The organism is Streptomyces violaceoruber (genome assembly GCF_033406955.1).
GTDB classification, from domain to species: domain Bacteria; phylum Actinomycetota; class Actinomycetes; order Streptomycetales; family Streptomycetaceae; genus Streptomyces; species Streptomyces violaceoruber.
This window is the reverse complement of the sequence record NZ_CP137734.1, coordinates 2,658,711-2,679,216: the sequence shown is the minus strand read 5'-3', so window position 1 is coordinate 2,679,216 and position 20,506 is coordinate 2,658,711. Positions and strand designations below refer to the sequence as shown.

The 20,506-nt window shown below is 71.7% G+C and carries 22 protein-coding genes; 15 read left to right on the top strand and 7 right to left on the bottom strand.

What is annotated here, in order from left to right; all coding sequences use genetic code 11:
- The first annotated feature begins 9 nt into the window (after positions 1-9).
- The 3 genes from R2E43_RS11545 (at position 10) to R2E43_RS11535 (ending at position 3,857) form a co-directional block, all read left to right on the top strand.
- The gene (locus R2E43_RS11545) at positions 10-1,215 is read left to right on the top strand and encodes an acetyl-CoA C-acetyltransferase (RefSeq protein WP_093457009.1); all 1,206 of its coding nucleotides are present in this window, start codon (positions 10-12) and stop codon (positions 1,213-1,215) included.
- A 37-nt stretch (positions 1,216-1,252) separates the two neighbouring features.
- A complete protein-coding gene (gene meaB, locus R2E43_RS11540; protein ID WP_011030222.1) occupies positions 1,253-2,209 on the top strand; it encodes a methylmalonyl Co-A mutase-associated GTPase MeaB in 957 nt (318 codons plus the stop codon).
- 343 nt (positions 2,210-2,552) lie between these two features.
- Positions 2,553-3,857 carry an MFS transporter gene (locus tag R2E43_RS11535; RefSeq protein WP_332056160.1) on the top strand — a complete coding sequence of 435 codons (1,305 nt, stop codon included), beginning with the start codon at positions 2,553-2,555 and terminating at the stop codon, positions 3,855-3,857.
- Here R2E43_RS11535 and R2E43_RS11530 read toward each other — a convergent pair.
- Positions 3,800-4,558, bottom strand: coding sequence for a PepSY domain-containing protein (locus tag R2E43_RS11530; protein WP_332056159.1), 759 nt, complete (start codon positions 4,556-4,558; stop codon positions 3,800-3,802). The two genes, R2E43_RS11535 and R2E43_RS11530, sit on opposite strands and share 58 nt — an antisense overlap.
- A 124-nt stretch (positions 4,559-4,682) precedes the next feature.
- Here R2E43_RS11530 and R2E43_RS11525 point away from each other — a divergent pair, with 124 nt between their 5' ends.
- Both R2E43_RS11525 and R2E43_RS11520 read left to right on the top strand, forming a co-directional pair.
- Entirely contained in the window at positions 4,683-5,351 is a 669-nt protein-coding gene (locus R2E43_RS11525) for a response regulator transcription factor (protein ID WP_003973594.1), read from the top strand.
- Positions 5,348-6,784 (top strand): sensor histidine kinase, encoded by a 1,437-nt coding sequence (locus R2E43_RS11520; RefSeq protein ID WP_003973593.1) that lies wholly within the window; start codon positions 5,348-5,350, stop codon positions 6,782-6,784. Before R2E43_RS11525 ends, R2E43_RS11520 begins: the two co-directional genes overlap by 4 nt.
- Before the next feature lie 8 nt (positions 6,785-6,792).
- Here the strand turns inward: R2E43_RS11520 and R2E43_RS11515 are convergent, their stop codons facing one another.
- The 4 genes from R2E43_RS11515 to R2E43_RS11500 form a co-directional block, all read right to left on the bottom strand.
- Entirely contained in the window at positions 6,793-7,269 is a 477-nt protein-coding gene (locus R2E43_RS11515) for a MarR family winged helix-turn-helix transcriptional regulator (protein WP_003973592.1), read from the bottom strand.
- Between the two features lie 101 nt (positions 7,270-7,370).
- Positions 7,371-8,147, bottom strand: a complete 777-nt coding sequence (locus tag R2E43_RS11510) for an AIM24 family protein (RefSeq protein ID WP_003973591.1) — start codon at positions 8,145-8,147, stop codon at positions 7,371-7,373.
- Positions 8,144-8,794, bottom strand: a complete 651-nt coding sequence (locus R2E43_RS11505; protein ID WP_319124933.1) for an AIM24 family protein — start codon at positions 8,792-8,794, stop codon at positions 8,144-8,146. Before R2E43_RS11505 ends, R2E43_RS11510 begins: the two co-directional genes overlap by 4 nt.
- Position 8,795: 1 nt before the next feature.
- Complete coding sequence (locus R2E43_RS11500) at positions 8,796-9,428, bottom strand: AIM24 family protein (protein WP_093457011.1); 633 nt, start codon at positions 9,426-9,428, stop codon at positions 8,796-8,798.
- Between the two features lie 184 nt (positions 9,429-9,612).
- Between R2E43_RS11500 and R2E43_RS11495 the strand changes: the two genes are divergently transcribed.
- From R2E43_RS11495 to R2E43_RS11475, 5 genes are all read left to right on the top strand, one after another.
- Positions 9,613-9,957 carry a DUF3817 domain-containing protein gene (locus R2E43_RS11495; protein ID WP_003973588.1) on the top strand — a complete coding sequence of 115 codons (345 nt, stop codon included), beginning with the start codon at positions 9,613-9,615 and terminating at the stop codon, positions 9,955-9,957.
- Entirely contained in the window at positions 9,954-10,247 is a 294-nt protein-coding gene (locus R2E43_RS11490) for an MTH1187 family thiamine-binding protein (RefSeq protein ID WP_093457012.1), read from the top strand. The genes R2E43_RS11495 and R2E43_RS11490 overlap by 4 nt, the downstream gene beginning before the upstream one ends.
- Before the next feature lie 76 nt (positions 10,248-10,323).
- A complete protein-coding gene (locus tag R2E43_RS11485) occupies positions 10,324-10,833 on the top strand; it encodes a MarR family winged helix-turn-helix transcriptional regulator (RefSeq protein WP_003973586.1) in 510 nt (169 codons plus the stop codon).
- Between the two features lie 78 nt (positions 10,834-10,911).
- The gene (locus tag R2E43_RS11480) at positions 10,912-11,253 is read left to right on the top strand and encodes a DUF3817 domain-containing protein (protein WP_332056158.1); all 342 of its coding nucleotides are present in this window, start codon (positions 10,912-10,914) and stop codon (positions 11,251-11,253) included.
- Between the two features lie 93 nt (positions 11,254-11,346).
- The gene (locus R2E43_RS11475; protein ID WP_011030230.1) at positions 11,347-13,047 is read left to right on the top strand and encodes a methylmalonyl-CoA mutase family protein; all 1,701 of its coding nucleotides are present in this window, start codon (positions 11,347-11,349) and stop codon (positions 13,045-13,047) included.
- A 29-nt stretch (positions 13,048-13,076) separates the two neighbouring features.
- Here the strand turns inward: R2E43_RS11475 and R2E43_RS11470 are convergent, their stop codons facing one another.
- Positions 13,077-14,090: a GlxA family transcriptional regulator gene (locus R2E43_RS11470; RefSeq protein ID WP_011030231.1), complete on the bottom strand. Its 1,014-nt coding sequence runs from the start codon at positions 14,088-14,090 to the stop codon at positions 13,077-13,079.
- 69 nt (positions 14,091-14,159) lie between these two features.
- On the opposite strand from R2E43_RS11470, the gene R2E43_RS11465 reads away from it, so the two are divergent.
- Positions 14,160-15,143 carry an NADP-dependent oxidoreductase gene (locus R2E43_RS11465; protein WP_161270206.1) on the top strand — a complete coding sequence of 328 codons (984 nt, stop codon included), beginning with the start codon at positions 14,160-14,162 and terminating at the stop codon, positions 15,141-15,143.
- A 26-nt stretch (positions 15,144-15,169) separates the two neighbouring features.
- On the opposite strand, the gene R2E43_RS11460 is transcribed toward R2E43_RS11465, so the two are convergent.
- Positions 15,170-15,874: a TetR/AcrR family transcriptional regulator gene (locus tag R2E43_RS11460; protein ID WP_011030233.1), complete on the bottom strand. Its 705-nt coding sequence runs from the start codon at positions 15,872-15,874 to the stop codon at positions 15,170-15,172.
- A gap of 282 nt (positions 15,875-16,156) precedes the next feature.
- On the opposite strand from R2E43_RS11460, the gene R2E43_RS11455 reads away from it, so the two are divergent.
- The 4 genes from R2E43_RS11455 (at position 16,157) to R2E43_RS11440 (ending at position 20,474) form a co-directional block, all read left to right on the top strand.
- Entirely contained in the window at positions 16,157-17,134 is a 978-nt protein-coding gene (locus tag R2E43_RS11455) for a tetratricopeptide repeat protein (RefSeq protein ID WP_003973580.1), read from the top strand.
- A 652-nt stretch (positions 17,135-17,786) separates the two neighbouring features.
- Positions 17,787-18,425 (top strand): DUF6230 family protein, encoded by a 639-nt coding sequence (locus R2E43_RS11450; RefSeq protein WP_093457014.1) that lies wholly within the window; start codon positions 17,787-17,789, stop codon positions 18,423-18,425.
- 116 nt (positions 18,426-18,541) lie between these two features.
- Positions 18,542-19,099, top strand: coding sequence for a DUF6114 domain-containing protein (locus R2E43_RS11445; protein WP_016327291.1), 558 nt, complete (start codon positions 18,542-18,544; stop codon positions 19,097-19,099).
- Positions 19,089-20,474 carry a hypothetical protein gene (locus tag R2E43_RS11440; protein WP_265700095.1) on the top strand — a complete coding sequence of 462 codons (1,386 nt, stop codon included), beginning with the start codon at positions 19,089-19,091 and terminating at the stop codon, positions 20,472-20,474. The genes R2E43_RS11445 and R2E43_RS11440 overlap by 11 nt, the downstream gene beginning before the upstream one ends.
- Positions 20,475-20,506: the final 32 nt, after the last annotated feature.

Genomic DNA, 20,506 nt, shown 5'->3' with positions numbered 1-20,506 from the left:
TCGCAGCCCATGTCTTCTGCATCGAACGGCACGACTTCCGTCATCGTCGCGGGTGCCCGCACCCCGATGGGGCGGCTGCTCGGCTCCCTCAAGTCCTTCTCCGGGGCCGACCTCGGCGGCTTCGCGATCAAGGCCGCCCTCGACCGCGCCGGGATCGGCGGCGACCAGGTCCAGTACGTGATCATGGGGCAGGTGCTCCAGGCCGGCGCCGGGCAGATCCCCGCCCGCCAGGCCGCCGTCAAGGCCGGCATCCCCATGAGCGTCCCCGCGCTCACGATCAACAAGGTCTGCCTCTCCGGCCTCGACGCCATCGCACTCGCCGACCAGCTCATTCGCGCGGGTGAATTCGACGTGATCGTCGCGGGCGGCCAGGAGTCCATGACCAACGCCCCGCACCTGCTCCCCAAGTCCCGCGAGGGCTACAAGTACGGTGCGGTCCAGATGATCGACGCCATGGCCTACGACGGCCTGACCGACTCCTTCGAGGACATCGCCATGGGCGAGTCCACGGAGAAGCACAACACCCGGCTCGGCATCGAGCGCGCCGCCCAGGACGAGATCGCCGCCCTGTCCCACCAGCGCGCCGCCGCCGCCCAGAAGAACGGCGTCTTCGACGCGGAGATCACCCCGGTCGAGATCCCGCAGCGCAAGGGCGACCCGGTGCTGTTCGCCAAGGACGAGGGCATCCGCGGCGACACCACCGCCGAGTCGCTCGGCAAGCTGCGTCCGGCCTTCGCCAAGGACGGCACCATCACCGCCGGCTCCTCCTCCCAGATCTCCGACGGCGCGGCGGCCGTGGTCGTGATGAGCCGGGCCAAGGCCGAGGAGCTGGGTCTGGAGTGGATCGCGGAGATCGGCGCGCACGGCAATGTCGCGGGCCCCGACAACTCTTTGCAGTCGCAGCCGTCGAACGCCATCCGGCACGCCCTCAAGAAGGAGGGCCTGGAGGTCGCCGACCTCGACCTCGTCGAGATCAACGAGGCCTTCGCGGCCGTGGCCGTGCAGTCAATGAAGGACCTCGGCGTGTCCACCGAAAAGGTGAACGTCAACGGTGGTGCCATCGCCCTCGGTCACCCGATCGGCATGTCCGGCGCCCGGCTGGTGCTGCACCTCGCCCTGGAACTGAAGCGGCGCGGCGGCGGTGTGGGCGCGGCCGCGCTGTGCGGCGGCGGCGGTCAGGGCGACGCGCTGATCGTGCGGGTGCCCGGGGCCTGACCCCCCGAGTTACGACTTCTCACTGAACGGAGCTGTGATGCAGGACGTCTCCTCACTGGTGGCCCAGGCCCGAGAAGGCCGGCCGCGGGCCGTGGCCCGGCTGATCTCCCTGGTGGAGGGGGCGTCCCCGCAGCTCAGGGAGGTCATGGAGGCGCTCGCGCCGCTCACCGGCAACGCGTACGTGGTCGGCCTGACCGGCTCCCCGGGGGTCGGCAAGTCGACGTCCACCTCGGCGCTGGTCACGGCGTACCGCAAGCAGGGCAGGCGGGTCGGCGTACTCGCCGTCGACCCGTCCTCCCCCTTCTCCGGCGGCGCCCTGCTCGGCGACCGGGTGCGGATGTCGGAGCACGCCTCCGACCCGGGCGTCTACATCCGCTCGATGGCCACCCGCGGCCACCTCGGCGGCCTCGCCTGGGCCGCGCCGCAGGCGATCCGCGTGCTGGACGCGGCCGGCTGCGACGTGGTCCTGGTGGAGACGGTGGGCGTCGGCCAGTCGGAGGTCGAGATCGCCTCCCAGGCCGACACCTCCGTCGTCCTGCTCGCCCCCGGCATGGGCGACGGCATCCAGGCGGCCAAGGCCGGAATCCTGGAGATCGGCGACGTCTACGTGGTCAACAAGGCCGACCGTGACGGTGCGGACGCGACCGCCCGCGAGCTGAACCACATGCTGGGCCTCGGCGAGGCCCGCGCCGCCGGCGACTGGCGCCCGCCCATCGTCAAGACGGTCGCCGCGCGCGGCGAGGGTGTCGACGAGGTGGTCGAGGCGCTGGAGAAGCACCGTGCGTGGATGGAGGAGCGGGATGTCCTCACCGAGCGCCGCCGGGCCCGTGCGGCGCGCGAGGTCGAGACCATCGCCGTCACCACGCTGCGCGAGCGCATCGGTGACCTGCACGGGGACCGGCGGCTGGGCGCTCTGGCGGAGCGGATCGTCGCCGGGGAACTGGATCCGTACCGGGCGGCGGACGAGCTGGTGGCGGGGCTGACGCGGGGCTGACGCGGGGGCTGAGCGGTGCGGGGCGGTCTTCCGGCGCGGGGTTTCTTCGCCCCCGCCGCCCCTTCCCTTCCCGACCCTGGGGGCGCCACCCCCAGACCCCCGCTTTCGGCCTGAACGGCCTCGTCCTCAAACGCCGGACGGGCTGGGGGCTCAACGGCCTCGTCCTCAAGTGCCGGACGGGCTGGGGGGGGGCTCAACGGTCTCGTCCTTGAGTGCCGGACGGGCTAAAGTGACCCGCGTGTTCCTCCTCTTGGCCTAGGACCCGCCCCGCACGCGACCGCCGCATCCGGCCGTCGCGCGCATCGGCGTCCCCTAGTTGCCTTCCTGCTGAGGAACCCTTCGCGTGTCCACGCCTCTTTCGCGGCCCTCGTACGCCGCCGTACTCCGTGTCCCCCATGCCCGCCGCACCTTCTCCGCCGTCCTCGTCGGCCGGCTGTCGTACGGCACGGTCTCCCTCTCCCTGATGCTCTCCCTGACCCGGTCCACCGGGTCGTACGCCGTGGCCGGGCTGGTCATGGCGCTCTTCGGCGCCACGAGCGTCTTCCTGTCCCCCTACCGTGCTTCCCTCGTCGACCGGCTCGGTCCGCGCCGGGCCCTGCTGCCCATGGCCCTGCTCTACGCCGCCCTGCTCTGCGTGCTAGCGGCGGCCTGCCGGCGTCCGGGCACCTCCGAGGCCGTCCTCGCGGTGACCGCCGGGCTCGCGGGCGCCTGCACGCCCCCGCTCGGCCCCACGATGCGCGCGGTGTGGGCCGAACTGCTCCCGGACCGGCGGCTGTTGCAGCGTGCCTACAGCGTGGACGGCGTTGCCGAGGAACTGCTCTTCGTCTCCGGCCCGCTCCTGGTCGGCGGCATCGTCGCCGTCGCTTCGCCGGTGGTCGGCGTCGTGCTCAGCGCGGTGCTGGTGGCGGTCGGCACCCTCGCCTTCGTCACCTCACCGGCGACCGCGGCGCTGCGCCCGGCGGGGCGGGAGAAGAGCGACGGTCCGGCAGCCGGCCGAGGTGGCCCGGGGCAGGGCCGGGCGCTGCTGCAGCCCGTCGTCGTCGCGGCGGCGGTCGGCGTCTCGGTGAGCGCCGTCGACCTCCTCGTCGTGGCCTTCGCGGGGGAGCGCGGCCTCGGGGACCGCACGGTCGCCTGGGTGCTCGCGGCGCTGTCGGTGGGCTCCGCGGTCGGCGGTCTCGTCAACGGCGCCGTCGCCTGGAGTTCGCCCACCCGGGCGCGGCTCCCGTTCTTCGCGGCCGGGGTCGGCCTCTGCCTCGCCGCCGCGGGCCTCGCGCCCGGACTCGGCACGCTGGTCCTGGCCGTCATGTGCGCGGGCCTGTTCGTGGCCCCGGCGCTGACGACGGCGTACCTGATCGCCGACGAGAGCGTGGCGCCCGGTTTCCGGGTCCGGGCGGGCGCCTGGTGCAACACCGCCGTGAACGCCGGGATGTCCGTCGGCGCCGCCGCGGTGGGCCTGCTGGTGGAACGGCTGCCGCTGCCGGTGTGCTTCGCGGTCGCCGGCGCGGTCGCCGCGGCGGCGGCGCTGGTGCCGGGGTACCGCCGCGGGGCGGCCCGGCCCGCCGGAGGGGGCGGCGGGACCGGAGGGGCCGCTCAGTCGTCGTCGGAGTCGTCGGAACTGCCGGAGTCGTCGGCGTCGTCCGAGTCGTGAGAGCCGTGCGCCTCGTCCGAGCGGTCGGCCGTGACCTTTCCGGTCTTCAGGTCGACCCGCCAGTCCTGTCCACCCTCGCCGGAGGCGCGCGTCTCGACCTCCCAGGCGGGCCTGCCGTCGCCGTGGTCGCCGTCGTCGTCCAGTTCGACGGAGGTGACGGTGCCGTGTCCGGCCGCCGCCTTCGCCGCCTCGGCGGCGTCCACCGAGGCGCCCTTCAGGGCCGCGCGCACCTCTGCGGTGTCGTCCTCGTCGTCGTCCCGCTCGGAGCCGAGGACCTTGCCGGTGGCCGGGTCGACCCGGACGCTGTGCCAGGTGCCGTCGCCGGCGAGGACGTCGACCTCCCAGGCCGCGCGCTCCCGGCGGTCGTCCCCGTCGTCCCCGTCGTCGTCCTCGTCGTCCAGCTCGGCGGAGACCGCGGTGCCCGGGGTCTCCGCGAGGGCGGCGGCGACGGCGTCGGCCGCCGTCACCTTCGCGGCGGCGGCGCGGGAGTCGTCGCGCCGGTCGTCGTCACGGTCGTCGGCCTCGTCCCGTACGCCGCCGTCGTCCGACACGGTGACGGCCGGTGCGTCCGCGACGTCCGCGACGTCCGCGCGGGACGCCGTACCCCGGTCGTCGTCCCCCGTCGTCGCCAGGGCCGTCGCCGTACCGCCTCCGATCAGTGCGGCGGCGGTGACGGCGGCGATCACGATGTTGCGCTTCATGCGGTTTCCTCCGAGTCATCCAGAGTCCAGCGGTTTTCGGTGACTTCACTGTCGCGGACCGACGCTGAGGCCAGGCTGAAGCCACCTGAAGGGATCTTCAGCTCGGCTTTGGGACCCTCTACCCATGCGCCTGTTGATCGTGGAGGACGAGAAGCGCCTCGCCGTGTCGCTCGCCAAGGGCCTCACCGCGGAGGGATACGCCGTGGACGTCGTCCACGACGGCCTGGAGGGACTGCACCGGGCGGGTGAGGGCGTGTACGACCTCGTCATCCTCGACATCATGCTGCCCGGCCTCAACGGCTACCGGGTCTGCGCCGCTCTGCGCGCCGCCGGACACGACGTGCCGATCCTGATGCTCACCGCCAAGGACGGCGAGTACGACGAGGCCGAGGGCCTGGACACGGGCGCGGACGACTACCTCACCAAGCCCTTCTCCTACGTCGTCCTCGTCGCCCGGGTGAAGGCCCTGCTGCGGCGGCGCGGGCAGGGGGCCGGAGCCTCGCCCGTGCACGTCCACGGCGACCTCAGGGTCGACACCGCCGCCCGCCGGGTCTTCCTCGGCGAGGACGAGGCCACCCTCACCGCCAAGGAGTTCGCCGTCCTGGAGCAGCTCGTGGTGCGGGCCGGGCAGGTGGTCTCCAAGGCGGAGATCCTGGAGCACGTCTGGGACTTCGCCTACGACGGCGACCCCAACATCGTCGAGGTGTACGTCAGCGCGCTGCGGCGCAAGCTGCGTGCCGGGCTCATCCGGACCGTGCGCGGCGCCGGCTACCGGCTGGAGACCGGGCGGTGAGCCGCCTCTTCGCCTCGGTGCGGGCCCGTGCCACGCTCGCCGCCACCCTCGTGGTCGCCGTCGCCCTCGTCGCGGCCGGCACCGCCGTCCTGCTCTCCCTGCGCTCCAACCTGCTCGGCGAGGCGGGCACCCAGGCCGAGCGCTCGGCGCGGGAGGTGGCGACGGAGCTGGCCGTCGGAACCCCGTACGCGGACCTGTCGCTGGACGTGGACGACCGGCCGGTGCAGGTCGTCGACGACGACGGGGTGCTGGTCGCCGCCAGCGAGGACCTGGAGCGGATCAGCGGCACCGGCGTCGACGCGGTGAAGCCGCGGCCCGCCGCCTCCCCGGGTGGGGAGGACGACGACGCCGACGACGACTCCGGCGAGTCCCTCGAACCCGGCGAGATCGGCGGACGGATCACCGTCAGCGACGGCTCGGCGACCATCGACGGGGACACGGAGGACTACCGTTTCGCCGCCGTCCCGGTGAAGACCGAGGACCGGGGCACGCTCACCGTCTACGCCGGAGCCCCGCTCTCCGCCGAACACGGCGCCGTGAACACCGCCCTGACGGTGATGCTGATCGGCTTCCCGCTGCTGCTCGCGGTCGTGGCATGGGTGACCTGGCTCGTCACCCGGCGCGCGCTGCGCCCGGTGGAGGGCATCCGGCGCGAGATGGCCGCGATCACCGCCAGCGAGGACCTGGCCCGGCGTGTCCCGGTGCCGGGCACCCACGACGAGGTGGCCAGGCTCGCCACCACCACCAACGAGACGCTGGCCGCCCTGGAGTCCTCGGTGGAGCGGCAGCGCGGCTTCGTCGCCGACGCCTCGCACGAGCTGCGCAGCCCGATCGCGTCGCTGCGCACCCAGCTGGAGGTGGCCGCCGCGCATCCCGAGCTGCTGGATCTGGACGGCGCCGTGGCGGACACCGTACGGCTCCAGCGGCTCGCCGCCGATCTGCTGCTGCTGGCCAGGCTGGACGCGGGGGAGCGGCCCGCCGACGCCCGGGTCGACCTCGCCGCGCTCGCGCGCGAGGCGGCCGAGGGGCGGGCCGGGGTGCGGGTGCGGGGGGACGAGGGCGTGGTGAGTGCGGCCGGCTCGCGCGGGCAGCTGGGGCGGGTGCTGGCCAACCTGCTGGACAACGCCGAGCGGCACGCCCGCTCGGTGGTGGAGGTGTCCGTGCGGTGGGACGGGGACACGGCGCTGGTCGCCGTGACCGACGACGGCGAAGGCGTGCCGGCGGCCGACCGGGAGCGGATCTTCGAGCGGTTCGTACGGCTCGACGACGCGCGCAGCCGCGACGACGGCGGGGCCGGTCTCGGGCTGGCGATCGCCCGCGACGTGGCCGTACGGCACGGCGGCACGCTCACGGTGCACGACGCACCGGCAGGCGGCGCCCTGTTCGAGCTCCGCCTGCCGGGTGACCGGGCCGGAACGGCCCGGGACATGTGATCAGGGACTCAGGGTCGTCCCCGCTGCCCGCGCAGGTGTTCCGCGATGGGCTTGAGCGCCTTGTCCAGCTCCGTCAGGTCTTCCGGGGCCAGCAGGTCGATGAAGTGCCTGCGGACGGATGCCACGTGGTGCGGCGCGACCTTCCGCATCGTCTCCAAGCCGTGCTCGGTGAGGACGGCGAAGAGCCCGCGCCGGTCGGACTCGCAGTTCTCCCGCCGGACCAGGTTCGCGTTCTCCATGCGGGTGATCTGGTGGGAGAGGCGGCTCTTGGACTGCATCGTGGCGGTGGCCAGGTCGCTCATCCGCATTCTGTCGCCCTCCGACTCGGAGAGGTTCACCAGGATTTCGTAGTCGTTCATTGTCAGGCCGAACGGCTGCAGGTCCTTCTCGAGCTGGTGCGTCAACAGCCTGTTGACCTCCAGGTGGGTGCGCCAAGCACACTGCTCCGTATCGGTCAGCCAGCGAGTGGCCGTCTCGGTCTCCATGAATGAAGTCTACCTAAAAGGTTGAAAGGCGAACTAGTGAGGGGTTTTCCGTGACGGTGACGGTGCGCACGCGTTCGATGTCACACTCCGCAGATTACCGCTCACAGCCCGAAGCGGCGCTGGAGGTCCCCCAGCTGTCCGGGAAGCCCCGGTACCCCCGACCGGCCTCCCGACGCTCCGGGAGCCCCCGCGCCGGGCACCCCCGCCTGCTGCGGAGGAGCCCCCACGGCCTGCTCCGCCATCAGCGCCTCGCTCGACTGCAGCAGCACCGTCCCCGCGCCCACGAACTCGAACTGGTGCTCCTCCCCGGAGGCCCCGCCCAGCCCCGTCATCGCACGTAGACCGCCCAGTAGGCCGGTCATGTACCCGTGGTCGTAGTGGTGGCACGGAGACGGGCAGTCGGCCCAGCCGACCAGGGCCTGCGGGTCGACCCGGATCGGCGGTTCCATGAACACCACCGGACCGTTGGACGCGGCCACGAACTTCCCGGTTCCGATCAGCGTCAGGAAGCCCGGCACGATCGACTGCTTGAGCGCGAGGCTTGGCTGAAAAGCGAGCAGGTTGCCCGAGCGAATGGTCAGGTTGCCGTCTTCGAGGTCGTACGAATTCACGTCGAAGGCCCGGTCGGCGAGGAGCATCTTGCCCGAGCCCTCCGCCACGACCCAGTCGCTCGCGTGCAGAGGCGAATGGAACGAAGTGCGCACCAGACGGTCCAGCCGGCCGTGCCCGATCCCGTTGAAGTCGATCGTCCCGTAGTAGGCGATCATCTTCCCCTTCTGCAGGAACCACTGGCTCCCCTTCAGCTCCACACAGAAGGTGTACGCGTTGACGTTGTCGTCGGCCGGCAGCGTCGCCGGGTCGTGGTGGACCGTGCTCACAGCTTCTCCTCCGACGCCTGGACGAACACCGTGCCGCTGCCGCTCAGCTCCAGCTGGAACGCCTCGCCGGAGCCACGTCCCACCATGTCCCGCCAGCCCAGGGCCGTGGACAGCTTGTTGCGCACGTCGCCGTGGTGGGCGACGTAGGCCTGCGGATCGACGCGCACCGGGCGGTGCGGGGTGATGGGCACCTCGAAGACGCCCCCGTGGGCCATCACCGCCACCGAGCCGTGGCCCTTGAGGGACGTGGTGAACAGCCCCTGCCCGCTCACCTGGCCCCGCACCATGCCCATGACCCCGCCCTGGGAGCCCAGGAACACCGTGCTCTGCTCCAGGGTGCCCTCGAAGGCGAGGAGGCGGTCCGCCTCCACGTACAGGGTGTCGCCCGACAGGTTGATCACCTGGACGTGGTGGCCGCCGTGTCCGAAGAGCACGGTGCCGCTGCCCTCGACGGTCATCAGCGGCGTGTCCTCGTTCGCCACCCGGCGGCCGATCATCGACATGACGCCGCCCTGCCCGCCGCGCAGATTGGGGGTGAAGGACACCTCGCCCTGGTAGGCGAGCATCGCCCCGCGCTGACTGAACAGCCGCTGCCCCGGTGCGACGGTCGCCCGGACCATCTTGGAGTTGATCTCCTCGAAGGCCATCTCACACATCCCCCGCGATCGTGTTCCGCTCGCTCGGCTGCACGTACACCAGTCCGTCGCCCTCGAAGCGGATCTGGAAGGCCTCCCCGCCGCCCTCCCCGAACAGCGTGCGGAAGGTCACACCCGACTGGAAGGACTGCCGCAGGTTCCCCTGGTGCGCCACGTACGCCCCCGGGTCGACGGTCAGCGGGTACTGCGCGCTGACCCGCAGCACCACCGCCGGGCCGTCGGACATGATCGCCGCCTGCCCGTGCCCCTCGATCGTCGTGGTGAACAGCCCGTTGCCCTGGGAGGCGCCGCGCGTGCCCGTGAAACTGGTCCCGGTGCGCAGCCCCGCGTCGGCCGCCAGGAAGTTGCTCGACTCGACGTACAGCTTGTCGCCCTGGAGCCCCACCAGGGTGATCTCCGAGGCCCGGTCCGCGAACCAGCAGGTCCCCTGCCCCCTCACCTCCATCACCGTCATCTGCTCGCCGGTGATCCGCCGGGTCACCATGCCCCGGATGCCCTCACCGCCGCCGCTCAGCTTCTTGAAGGCCATCTCCCCGTCGTACGCGACCATCGAGCCGTTCTTCGCCTTCACGGCGTCTTGGGTCATGTCGACGGCGAGGACCTTGCTGCCTTGAAGTCGGAACATCGCCACGTGCTGAAAGTAGCCCCGCCACGGGTGGACAGAACAGGGCCCACGGGTGGAGAACGACCCTGAGTCCATCCCTTGGGGCATTGTTTGCCACAATGGGCGAACGATTGTGCTTCCGTTCACAAGGCGGACCGCACACCGCCCGCGCCACCGGCGCATCCCTCCCTTCCGAAGGTGACCCGTGGACCTCAAGACCGCCACCGCCCTCCGCCGCCTCCGCCTGGTCTCGGCCCCCGAGGCGATCTCGTTCCTCCTCCTGCTCGTCTGCTCCGTCCTGAAGCGGACCACCGACTTCAACGCGGTGCCGGCGATGGGCATGATCCACGGTGTCCTCTTCGTGCTGTACGTGATCTTCTGGGCCGACGCCTGGAACCGCGCCAAGTGGCCGCTGAAGACCGCCGCCCTCTACTTCGTCCTCTCGGTCCTGCCGACCGGCGGCTTCTTCGCCGAGCGCAAGCTCAAGCGCGAGGCCGAGAGCGCGGTCATCGCCTCCCGCGCCCGCCAGGAAGGGATCGTCAACGCATGATCGTCGCCTTCTCCGTGACGCCGCTCGGCGTCGGCGAGGACGTGGGGGAGTACGTCGCCGACGCCGTCCGGGTGGTCCGCGAGTCCGGGCTGCCGAACCGCACCGACGCGATGTTCACGTCCGTCGAGGGCGAGTGGGGCGAGGTCATGGACGTGGTCCGGCGGGCCGTGGCGGCCGTCGAGGCACGCGCGCCGCGGGTCTCCCTGGTCCTCAAGGCGGACATCCGCCCCGGCGTGACGGACGGCCTCACGTCGAAGGTCGAGACGGTCGAGCGCCACCTCGCCCCCTGACCGTGCCGGTGGGCGGTGGTATCGAAGGGCGAGACGGAGCTGACCGGCATGTGACCGGCCGGTAAGGTCTCTTGCCGTGCCGAAGCCCCTCAGTCTCTCCTTCGATCCCATCGCCCGAGCCGACGAACTCTGGGCACAGCGCTGGGGCGGTGTGCCCTCCATGGCGGCGATCACCTCGATCATGCGGGCCCAGCAGATCCTGCTGGGTGAGGTCGACGCCGTGGTCAAGCCGTACGGGCTGACCTTCGCGCGCTACGAGGCGCTGGTGCTGCTCACCTTCTCCAAGTCGGGCGAACTGCCGATGTCCAAGATCGGCGAGCGCCTGATGGTGCACCCCACCTCCGTGACGAACACCGTCGACCGCCTGGTGCGCTCCGGTCTGGTGGCCAAGCGCCCCAACCCCAACGACGGCCGCGGCACGCTGGCCACCATCACCGACAAGGGCCGCGAGGTCGTCGAGGCGGCCACCCGCGACCTGATGGCGATGGACTTCGGCCTGGGCGCGTACGACGCCGAGGAGTGCGGCGAGATCTTCGCGATGCTCAGGCCGCTGCGGGTCGCCGCGGGCGACTTCGACGAGGACTGAGCGCGCGGGCCGGGCGGGCCCGGCGAGTCGCCCGACCCGGTCGAAGATCGCGCGAAACGGGCGGTTACGCTCGTAGCCATGAAAAAGAGCGTGCTGACCCGCTACCGGGTCATGGCGTACGTCACCGGTGTGCTGCTGATCGCGCTGTGCCTCGGCATGATCGCGAAGTACGTCCTGGATCTGGGCGGCGCCGCCGACTTCACGCAGGTCGTCAGCATTGCCCACGGCTGGTTGTACGTGATCTACCTCGTCGTGGCCTTCGACCTCGGGTCCAAAGCGAAGTGGCCGGTGAAGAAGCAGCTCTGGGTGCTGCTCGCCGGGACCGTTCCGACGGCCGCCTTCTTCGTGGAGCGCAGGGTCACCCAGGAGCTGGACGCGAAGGTCGCCGCCACCGAGGCGCCCGCCCCCGTCAAGGCGTAACCGGCCCCTCACGAGCCGTCCCACCGCCGTGCGGACACCCGTACGGCGGTACCCCATCGACATTTACTTGGACGTCCTAGTAAATTTGAAGGCATGGACGCTCATGCCATAGAGGAGGGCCGCCTTCGCTGGCAGGCCCGGTACGACGCGGCGCGCAAGCGCGACGCGGACTTCACCACGCTCTCCGGAGACCCCGTGGAGCCGGTGTACGGGCCCCGCCCCGGGGACGAGTACGAGGGCTTCGAGCGGATCGGCTGGCCGGGCGAGTACCCCTTCACCCGCGGCCTGTATCCGACCGGGTACCGGGGGCGTACGTGGACCATCCGGCAGTTCGCCGGGTTCGGCAACGCCGAGCAGACCAACGAGCGCTACAAGATGATCCTCCGCAACGGCGGCGGCGGGCTCTCGGTCGCCTTCGACATGCCGACCCTGATGGGCCGCGACTCCGACGACCCGCGCTCGCTGGGCGAGGTCGGGCACTGCGGGGTGGCCATCGACTCGGCCGCCGACATGGAAGTGCTGTTCAAGGACATCCCGCTCGGGGACGTGACGACCTCCATGACGATCAGCGGGCCCGCCGTGCCCGTGTTCTGCATGTACCTCGTCGCCGCCGAGCGCCAGGGCGTCGACGCGTCCGTGCTCAACGGCACGCTGCAGACCGACATCTTCAAGGAGTACATCGCCCAGAAGGAGTGGCTCTTCCAGCCCGAGCCCCACCTCCGGCTCATCGGCGACCTCATGGAGTACTGCGCGGCCGGCATCCCCGCCTACAAGCCGCTCTCCGTCTCCGGCTACCACATCCGCGAGGCGGGGGCGACGGCCGCGCAGGAGCTGGCGTACACGCTCGCCGACGGCTTCGGCTACGTGGAGCTGGGCCTCAGCCGCGGGCTCGACGTGGACGTCTTCGCGCCCGGCCTCTCCTTCTTCTTCGACGCGCACCTCGACTTCTTCGAGGAGATCGCCAAGTTCCGCGCGGCCCGCAGGATCTGGGCGCGGTGGATGCGCGACGTGTACGGCGCGCGGACCGACAAGGCCCAGTGGCTGCGGTTCCACACCCAGACCGCCGGGGTCTCGCTCACCGCGCAGCAGCCGTACAACAACGTCGTACGCACCGCGGTGGAGGCGCTGGCGGCCGTGCTCGGCGGCACCAACTCCCTGCACACCAACGCGCTCGACGAGACCCTCGCCCTGCCCAGCGAGCAGGCCGCCGAGATCGCCCTGCGCACCCAGCAGGTGCTGATGGAGGAGACCGGCGTCGCCAACGTCGCCGACCCGCTGGGCGGTTCCTGGTTCATCGAGCAGCTGACCGACCGCATCGAGGCCGACGCCGAGAAGATCTTCGAGCAGATCAAGGAGCGGGGGCTGCGCGCCCACCCCGACGGGCAGCACCCCGTCGGACCGATCACCTCCGGTCTGCTGCGCGGCATCGAGGACGGCTGGTTCACCGGCGAGATCGCCGAGTCCGCCTTCCGCTACCAGCAGTCCTTGGAGAAGGACGACAAGAAGGTGGTCGGCGTCAACGTCCACACCGGCTCCGTCACCGGCGACCTGGAGATCCTGCGGGTCAGCCACGAGGTCGAGCGCGAGCAGGTGCGGGTCCTGGGCGAGCGCAAGGACGCCCGGGACGACGCCGCCGTGCGCGGCGCCCTGGACGCCATGCTGGCCGCGGCCCGCTCCGGCGGCAACATGATCGGGCCGATGCTGGACGCGGTGCGCGCGGAGGCGACGCTGGGCGAGATCTGCGGTGTGCTGCGCGACGAGTGGGGGGTGTACACGGAACCGGCGGGGTTCTGAGCGAGGCCGGCACCCACCCGGGGCGCCCCCTACGGCACCGAGGCGCGGAAGGTGCGCCGGTACGCCGAGGGGGCCACTCCCGCCTCGGCGGCCAGGTGGCGGCGCAGCGAGGTGGCGGTGGCGAAGCCGACCTCGTGGGCGACCCGTTCCACCGGCAGGTCGCTGGACTCCAGCAGGTGCCGGGCCCGCCGCAGCCGCTGTTGGGTCAGCCAGCGCCCGGGACTCAGACCGGTCTCCTCCCGGAAGCGCCGGGCGAAGGTGCGGGTGCTCATCGCCGCGTGCGCGGCCAGCTCGTCCAGCGACAGCGGCCGGTCCAGCCGGCGCAGCGCCCAGTCGCGGGTCGGGCCGGTGCCCGTCCCGCTCGCCGGCGGCACCGGCCGTTCGATGTACTGCGCCTGGCCGCCGTCCCGGTACGGCGGCACGACGCAGCGGCGGGCCACCTGGTTGGCGACCTCGCTGCCGTGGTCCCGGCGCACCAGGTGCAGGCAGACGTCGACACCGCTCGCCGCGCCCGCCGAGGTCAGCACGTCGCCGTGGTCGACGAAGAGCACGTCGGCGTCCAGCTCCACCCGGGGGAACAGCTCCCGGAAGTGGTCGGTGAGCGCCCAGTGGGTGGTGGCCCGGCGCCCGTCCAGGAGACCGGCGGCGGCCAGCAGGAAGGCGCCGGTGCAGATCGACACCAGGCGGGTGCCGGGGCGGACCCGGGCCAGGGCGGCGAGCGCCCGCGGATCCGGCACGGTGGCGGACGCGGCCGTGACGGCGTACGGCGGCACGATCACGGTGTCCGCCCCGGCCAGCACCTCGGGGCCGTGCGCCGGGGTGACGGTCAGGTCCGAGTCGGTGCGCACGGGCCGCCCGTCGACGCTCGCGGACAGCACTTCGTAGCGCCCGTCGGCGGATCCCAGGACCCGGTGCGGGATGCCGAGTTCGAAGGGGTAGACGCCGTCCAGGGCGAGGACGGCGACCTTGTGGGCGCCGGGGCGGGGCGCCGGGCGCATCAAACGGTCCAGTTCGGCCGCGCGGGCGGCGGCGTCGGCGAGCATGGCACGAATGTATCGGAGGATGACCTTCTTGCCATGGTCCGGGCCCGGGCCGATGGCCAGCATGGGGGCATGACCTCGACGGACACTCCCGCGAACGGCGCTTCCCCGCACGGCGCCCCGACGATGCTCGCCCTGCACCAGACGGCCCTCGGCGGCCCCGAGGTGCTGCGGCCCACCGAACTGCCGCGGCCCGCACCGGGCCCGGGCGAGATCCTCGTCGCCGTGCACGCGGCCGGGCTGAACCCCACGGACTTCAAGCACCGCGCCCTGAAGATCTTCCTGCCGCCCCCGCCGCTGACCCTCGGCTGGGACGTCTCCGGCACCGTGGTGGAGACCGGTTTCGGCGTCACCCTCTTCCGGCCCGGCGACGAGGTGTTCGGCATGCTGCCCTACCCGCACGGGCACGGCTCCCACGCCGAGTACGTGACCGGACCGGCCCGCGCCTTCGCCGCCAAGCCCGCCGGGACCGACCACGTCCAGGCCGCCGCCCTCCCGCTGGCCGCGCTCACCGCCTGGCAGGCCCTCGTCGACACGGCCGGCCTCCGTGCCGGGCAGCGGGTGCTGATCCACGCGGCGGCCGGCGGCGTGGGCCATCTCGCCGTACAGATCGCCAAGGAGCGGGGCGCGCACGTCACCGGCACCGCCAGCGCACCCAAGCACGCGTTCCTGCGCGAACTCGGTGCGGACGCCTGCGTCGACTACCGCTCCGCGGACTTCACCGACACCGAGGAGCGTTACGACGTCGTCCTCGACACGCTCGGCGGGGAGACCGCCACCCGTTCCGTGGGTGTGCTCCGCCCCGGCGGCATCGTCGTCTCCCTGCTGCCGGGCGACGCGCACACCGGCGCCGCGGCCGAGCGGGCCGGGGTCCGCGCCGTCGTCCTGCTCGTCGAGCACGACCATGCCGGGATGCGCGCCATCGCCGATCTCGTCGAACGGGGGAGCCTGCGCGCCCACGTGTCCGGCACCTTCCCGCTCGCCGAGGGGGCCCGGGCACACGCCGAGGGGGAGACCGGCCGCACCACGGGCAAGCTGGTCCTCACCGTGCGCTGAGCGGGCCCGAACCGGCCGCGTCCTACCTACCGGGGCGCGGCCGGTTCCGCGTCGGCCCCGCCGCCCGGGCCGACGCCTCCGCCGTCCCCGCCGTCCCCCCTGTCCCCGGGCTCCCCGGCGGCGCCGGCCAGGCCCCACAGCAGTACCTGTGTCAGGCCGCGCACCCACTCCTCGTCCGCGGCCCGGGCGCTGACCAGCGTGCGGTGCACCACCGCGCCCGCCACCACGTCGAAGATGAGGTCCGCCGTGCGGGCGGCCTCGGTCGCATCGGTCTCCGGCGGCAGCTCGCCACGGGCCTGGGCGCGGGCCCTGCCCTCCAGTACCAGGCGCTTCTGCCGTTCGACGATCGACGTGCGGATGCGCTCGCGCAGCGCGTCGTCGCGCGTGGACTCCGCGACCACCGCCATCAGGCCGCTCCTGGCCTCAGGGCGGGCCAGGATCGCCGCGAACTGGAGCACCACGCCCTCGATGTCTGCGGCGAGGGAGCCGCGGTCGGGCAGTTCCAGCTCGTCGAAGAGCTCCGCCACCGCGTCCACGACCAGCTCGTTCTTGCCCGCCCAGCGGCGGTAGAGCGTCGTCTTTGCAACCCCGGCCCTCGTGGCGACGTCTCCCAGGGCGAGCTTCGACCAGCCGAGGTCGACCAGGGCGGCCCGCGTCGCGGCCAGGATCGCGGTGTCCGCCGCGGCACTGCGCGGGCGCCCGGCACGGCCGGCTGGGGTGCTGCTCTGCATCCCCCGACCTTAACCGGCGGGTAACACGCGGCCGGTGGTGAGACAGATCACCGCGACGGGGTCTGGCGGTGGGGTGTTCCGACGGGCCGTCCTGGCATTACGCTACGACTCGTAGCGAAAGCGCGGGTCCGCCCGCGCCCCAGCGACGACCACGGGCGTGGGGTGGGGACCCGGCGCCGAGCAGCACACGCATCGGGCAGTACACACGCCGAACAGCACACATCCGGGCGGGCTTTCGACCCGGTTTTCACACGCGCGCGCCGTACGGGGGAGGATAGACCCATGCAGCCACGGAACATGTCCATGAGCGGGGTCGTCGACCTCGCCGCGGTGAAGCAGGCCCAGGAGGCCAAGGCGAAGGCGGAGCAGGCGCGCGCCGAGGCGGCCCGGACCGGCGGTGCGGGCGCCGTCTCCCCGGCCGACCTCGTCATCGACGTCGACGAGGCCGGCTTCGAGAGCGATGTCCTGCAGCGGTCCACCGAGGTCCCGGTCGTCATCGACTTCTGGGCCGAGTGGTGCGAGCCCTGCAAGCAGTTGAGCCCGGTCCTGGAGCGGCTCGCCGTCGAGTACAACGGGCGCTTCCTCCTCGCCAAGATCGACGTCGACGCCAACCAGATGCTGATGCAGCAGTTCGGCGTCCAGGGCATCCCGGCCGTGTTCGCGGTCGTCGCCGGACAGGCGCTGCCGCTCTTCCAGGGGGCCGCGGGCGAGCAGCAGATCCGGCAGACCCTGGACCAGCTGGTGCAGGTCGGCGAGGAGCGTTTCGGCCTGACCGGTCTCGTCGTCGACCCCGAGGCGGAGCCGGGCGCCGAGCGGCCCGCCGCCCCCGAGCGCCCCGCCGGGCCGCACGACGCGGCCCTCGACGCCGCCGTGCAGGCGATGGACGCGGGCGACCTGGGCGGCGCCGTCCAGGCCTACAAGAACGTGCTGGCCGAGGAGCCGGGCAACACGGAAGCCAAACTGGGCCTCGCCCAGGCCGAGTTGCTCCAGCGAGTGCAGGACGCCGATCCGCAGAAGGTCCGTCGGGAAGCGGCCGACAAGCCGGGCGACGCCCAGGCGCAGATCGCCGCCGCCGACCTGGACCTGGTGGGCGGTCACGTGGAGGACGCCTTCGGGCGCCTCATCGACACGGTGCGCGTCACGGCGGGCGACGACCGGGACGCCGTACGGCTGCGGTTGCTGGAGCTGTTCGAGGTGGTCGGCGCCGACGACCCGCGGGTGGCCGCGGCGCGCCGGGCGCTCGCCCGCGCCCTGTTCTAGGCCCCTTCCGCTCCGGTGCTCCGGATTGGCGTCCTAAACGCCGTCGGCGTGTTGCGTATGTGAAGGAGCTGTCGAAGAGGCGTCACTGCGGCCGCGCTTTACCAAAGCTTGGTAATCGCGGCCGCTGTTACTGCCAGTAAGTCGGCGGCGTCGATCTGTCGGACTCTGTCCATCGATCAATAGTTTTGTTCCGCCCTCATGGCACACCCAGCGTCGCCGACCGGGCCCGGTGCGTCGTCCCGCGGTCACCCGGCCGCTACTAGCCAGTAACGAACCCCCTTGTGCCGACGGCGAGAATGCACCACGATCGGCGACGCTCGGTCCATTCCCGTACCCCGACAGCCGGTCGGGCCGCGGGGGTTCCTGGGTCCCCACCGAGCAGGGTCGGCGGCAGTGACGCCGGCCCTTGGACAGGGGGGTCTTCGCTCATCCGGCGAAGCCTGTCCAGCAGGGTTGTGCGTGATGCGTGTCAGGCGCGACCAGTGGTTGTCGCTCGGGGGTGATCGCCGGTTGTTCGGGCGCGTTGTACGTGCCGCCGAGGACAGGCGCTCTCCTTCCCGAGGACGTAGCACTTCTCCCATCCCTGCCGGGCCGAGTCGCCGACTGGCGACGGGGCCGAGGCCAGGAGATGTACGTCCGAGAAGGAGGAAATATGGAGTCCCAGGTGCGTGGCGGGACCAGATGGAAGCGGTTCGCCGTGGTGATGGTGCCCAGCGTGGCCGCCACGGCTGCGATAGGTGTCGCCCTCGCGCAGGGCGCTCTCGCCGCGTCGTTCAGCGTGTCGGGCCAGTCGTTCAAGGTGACGGCGGACGAGCTCGTGGGTACCGGCTTCTCGCAGTACGGGGCCTACGACAAGGGCGTGGACGGCAATCACGCCGTGGCGGTCTCGGCGTTCGACAAGGCCACTATCACGAACATGTGCCAGTCGGTCGTCACTCCGAACATCCCGCTGATCGGGTCAGTCACGCTGAAGCTGAAGGCGGGCGACAGCGAGAAGGACTCGGGGAAGGTTCACGCCAAGCAGCTCTACATCGATGTTCAGGACCTGGAGGCGGACGCCACCTTCACGAACATCGACATCGGCGTGGCTGCCGGGGCCATCAACAAGGGCCCGAGGCAGAAGAGTGGTGAGGTCGAGGGCAAGCAGACCAGCCCGGGCGGCTTCGCGCAGCAGGCGGACAAGGCCGTGCTGAAAGACGTGAAGCAGACGGCGTGGGCCACCACGGCCGGCACCTTCCAGCTCAGCGGTCTGAAGATGTCGCTGTCCAAGGGCGTCGACGAGTGCTACTGAGCACTCACTGACGGGCGGGGGCCGGTTGCGCCCCCGCCCGCCGGTCCTCCGGCCGTCCCCTGACGGGGCGGCCCAGATCACCACCACAGCAACGCTGTACCAGGGAGCTGTTTTCCATGAGCGCCGAGACTCCTGCCGCCGTCGGCCAGTTCACCCGCCGCAGGCTGCAGTTCCGAGGCTGGCGGGGCGCCAGGCCCTTCTGGGCCGGTCTGCTCGTCCTGCTCGGTGGCTTCCCGATCATGTACTTCCCGTACGCGCACCTGCAGTTCGGAAACCTGACGGTGGCGATGGCCACCACGGCCGGCGCCGGTTCTTTGATCATCGGCGTGCTACTGGTCGTACTCGGCGTCAGCCTCTGGTTCCAGAAGCACGTACGGGTCTTCGCGGGAATCGCGGCGATTCTGCTCGCCCTGGTGTCCATTCCCGTCGCCAACTTCGGTGGCTTCATCATCGGCTTCATGCTTTCGCTCGTCGGCGGTGCCCTGGCCGTGGCGTGGGCGCCGGGGGAGCCGGTCGAGTCGGGGTCGGCCAAGAGCGACAAGGGCGAGGGCGGCGCCTTCGAGAGCTCGGGGGGCGACTCGGCTTCCGCCCCGTCCCTGAGCGCGCCCGGGGGCGACGATCGGTCAGGAACGAGCCCGGCCAACGGGGCGAACGGGAGGCACAGTGCCGGCTGACGAGGTGAAGCACGGGATGGACGAGGAGACGTCCCGTGCGAGAACGGGGCCACGTCACGCGGCGCCCAGGAAGCCACTGTTCACCAGGTTCCATGTGCCCACCGGCAAGGCGATAGCCCTGGCGGCGATGCCCACGGCGGTCCTCATGGGGCTGGGGTTCACACCGACCCTCGCCCTCGCGGACGGGAACGACCAGGGCGCGCCGTCGTCCAACAGCCTGACGGCGGACGAGTACAAGGCCTGTGTCGAGGCCATGGCGGACGCCGAGAAGGACGCGTCCGAGTCGCCCGAACCTTCACCTTCCGCGACTGACGACGGCAAGCAGGACGAGACGGAGCCCAGCGCCTCGCCGTCGGCCGGGGACACGGGCGAGAAGCCGGGCACGGACAAGGACGCGTCCTCTTCGTCGGATTCAGGTTCCGACGACAAGGACGACACGGCCGCCGGTGACAAGGCCGCCGACGGCGACAAGTCCGAGCCCGGTCCGAGCCCCTCCGCGTCCGAAGGCAGGGAATCGGTCGGCGCGAGCGCCGCCGAGCCTTCCCCCTCCGAATCGGAGAAGGGCGGCCTGCTGGAGGGCATCGGCGACGCCATAGAGGGCATCTTCACCGGTGGCGAGAAGGCCGAGGAGACCGCGAGCCCGTCGCCGACCCCCTCGGCGTCCCAGAGCGTCGGCGACGACGCGTCCGACGTCGTGAAGGAGACCACCGACAAGGTCACCGGCACGGTGAAGGACACCGTGGACGGCGCGACCGACGCGGCGTCGAAGGCGGCCGAGGACACCAAGGACACGGTGGACAAGGCCACGGAGGACGCCGAGAAGGCCGCGGAGGAGGCGAAGGACGAGGTCACCGCCTCGCCCAGCGCCAGCCCGTCCGAGAGCGCCGCCGTGGATCCGGAGGACTGCCCGGCCGCCACCGAAGAGGAGGGCGGTGTCGACAACACGCTGCCCGTGCCCGAGGACCCCTGGTACCTGGAGGCCAGCTCACTCACGCTGAAGGGCGCCTCCTACAAGGGCATCGTCGAGGTGAAGACGGCCAGTGGGGCGACGAAGAAGGTCCTGAAGTACGTCATCTCCAAAGGCACCGACATCGGCGACCTGCACCAGATCGTCAAGGACGACACGACCGGTAAGACTCACCACGTCCAGGCGGCCAAGGGCTCCACGTCCACGATCCGCGACGGCGACACGGTCATGTACACCGAAAGTATTTCGGGCAACCTGCTCGGGCTGATCCCGATCACCTTCGACCCGAAGAACCCGCCGCCGTTGGACATCCCGCTGATCTACTTCACCAACGTGAAGGTGGTGCAGGCCGGCCAGTTCGGCGGCACCCTGCACGTTCCCGGCCTGCACCAGTACATCACCGACTGATACCGCGGTCGCGAGCCGCAACCGCCGAGGGC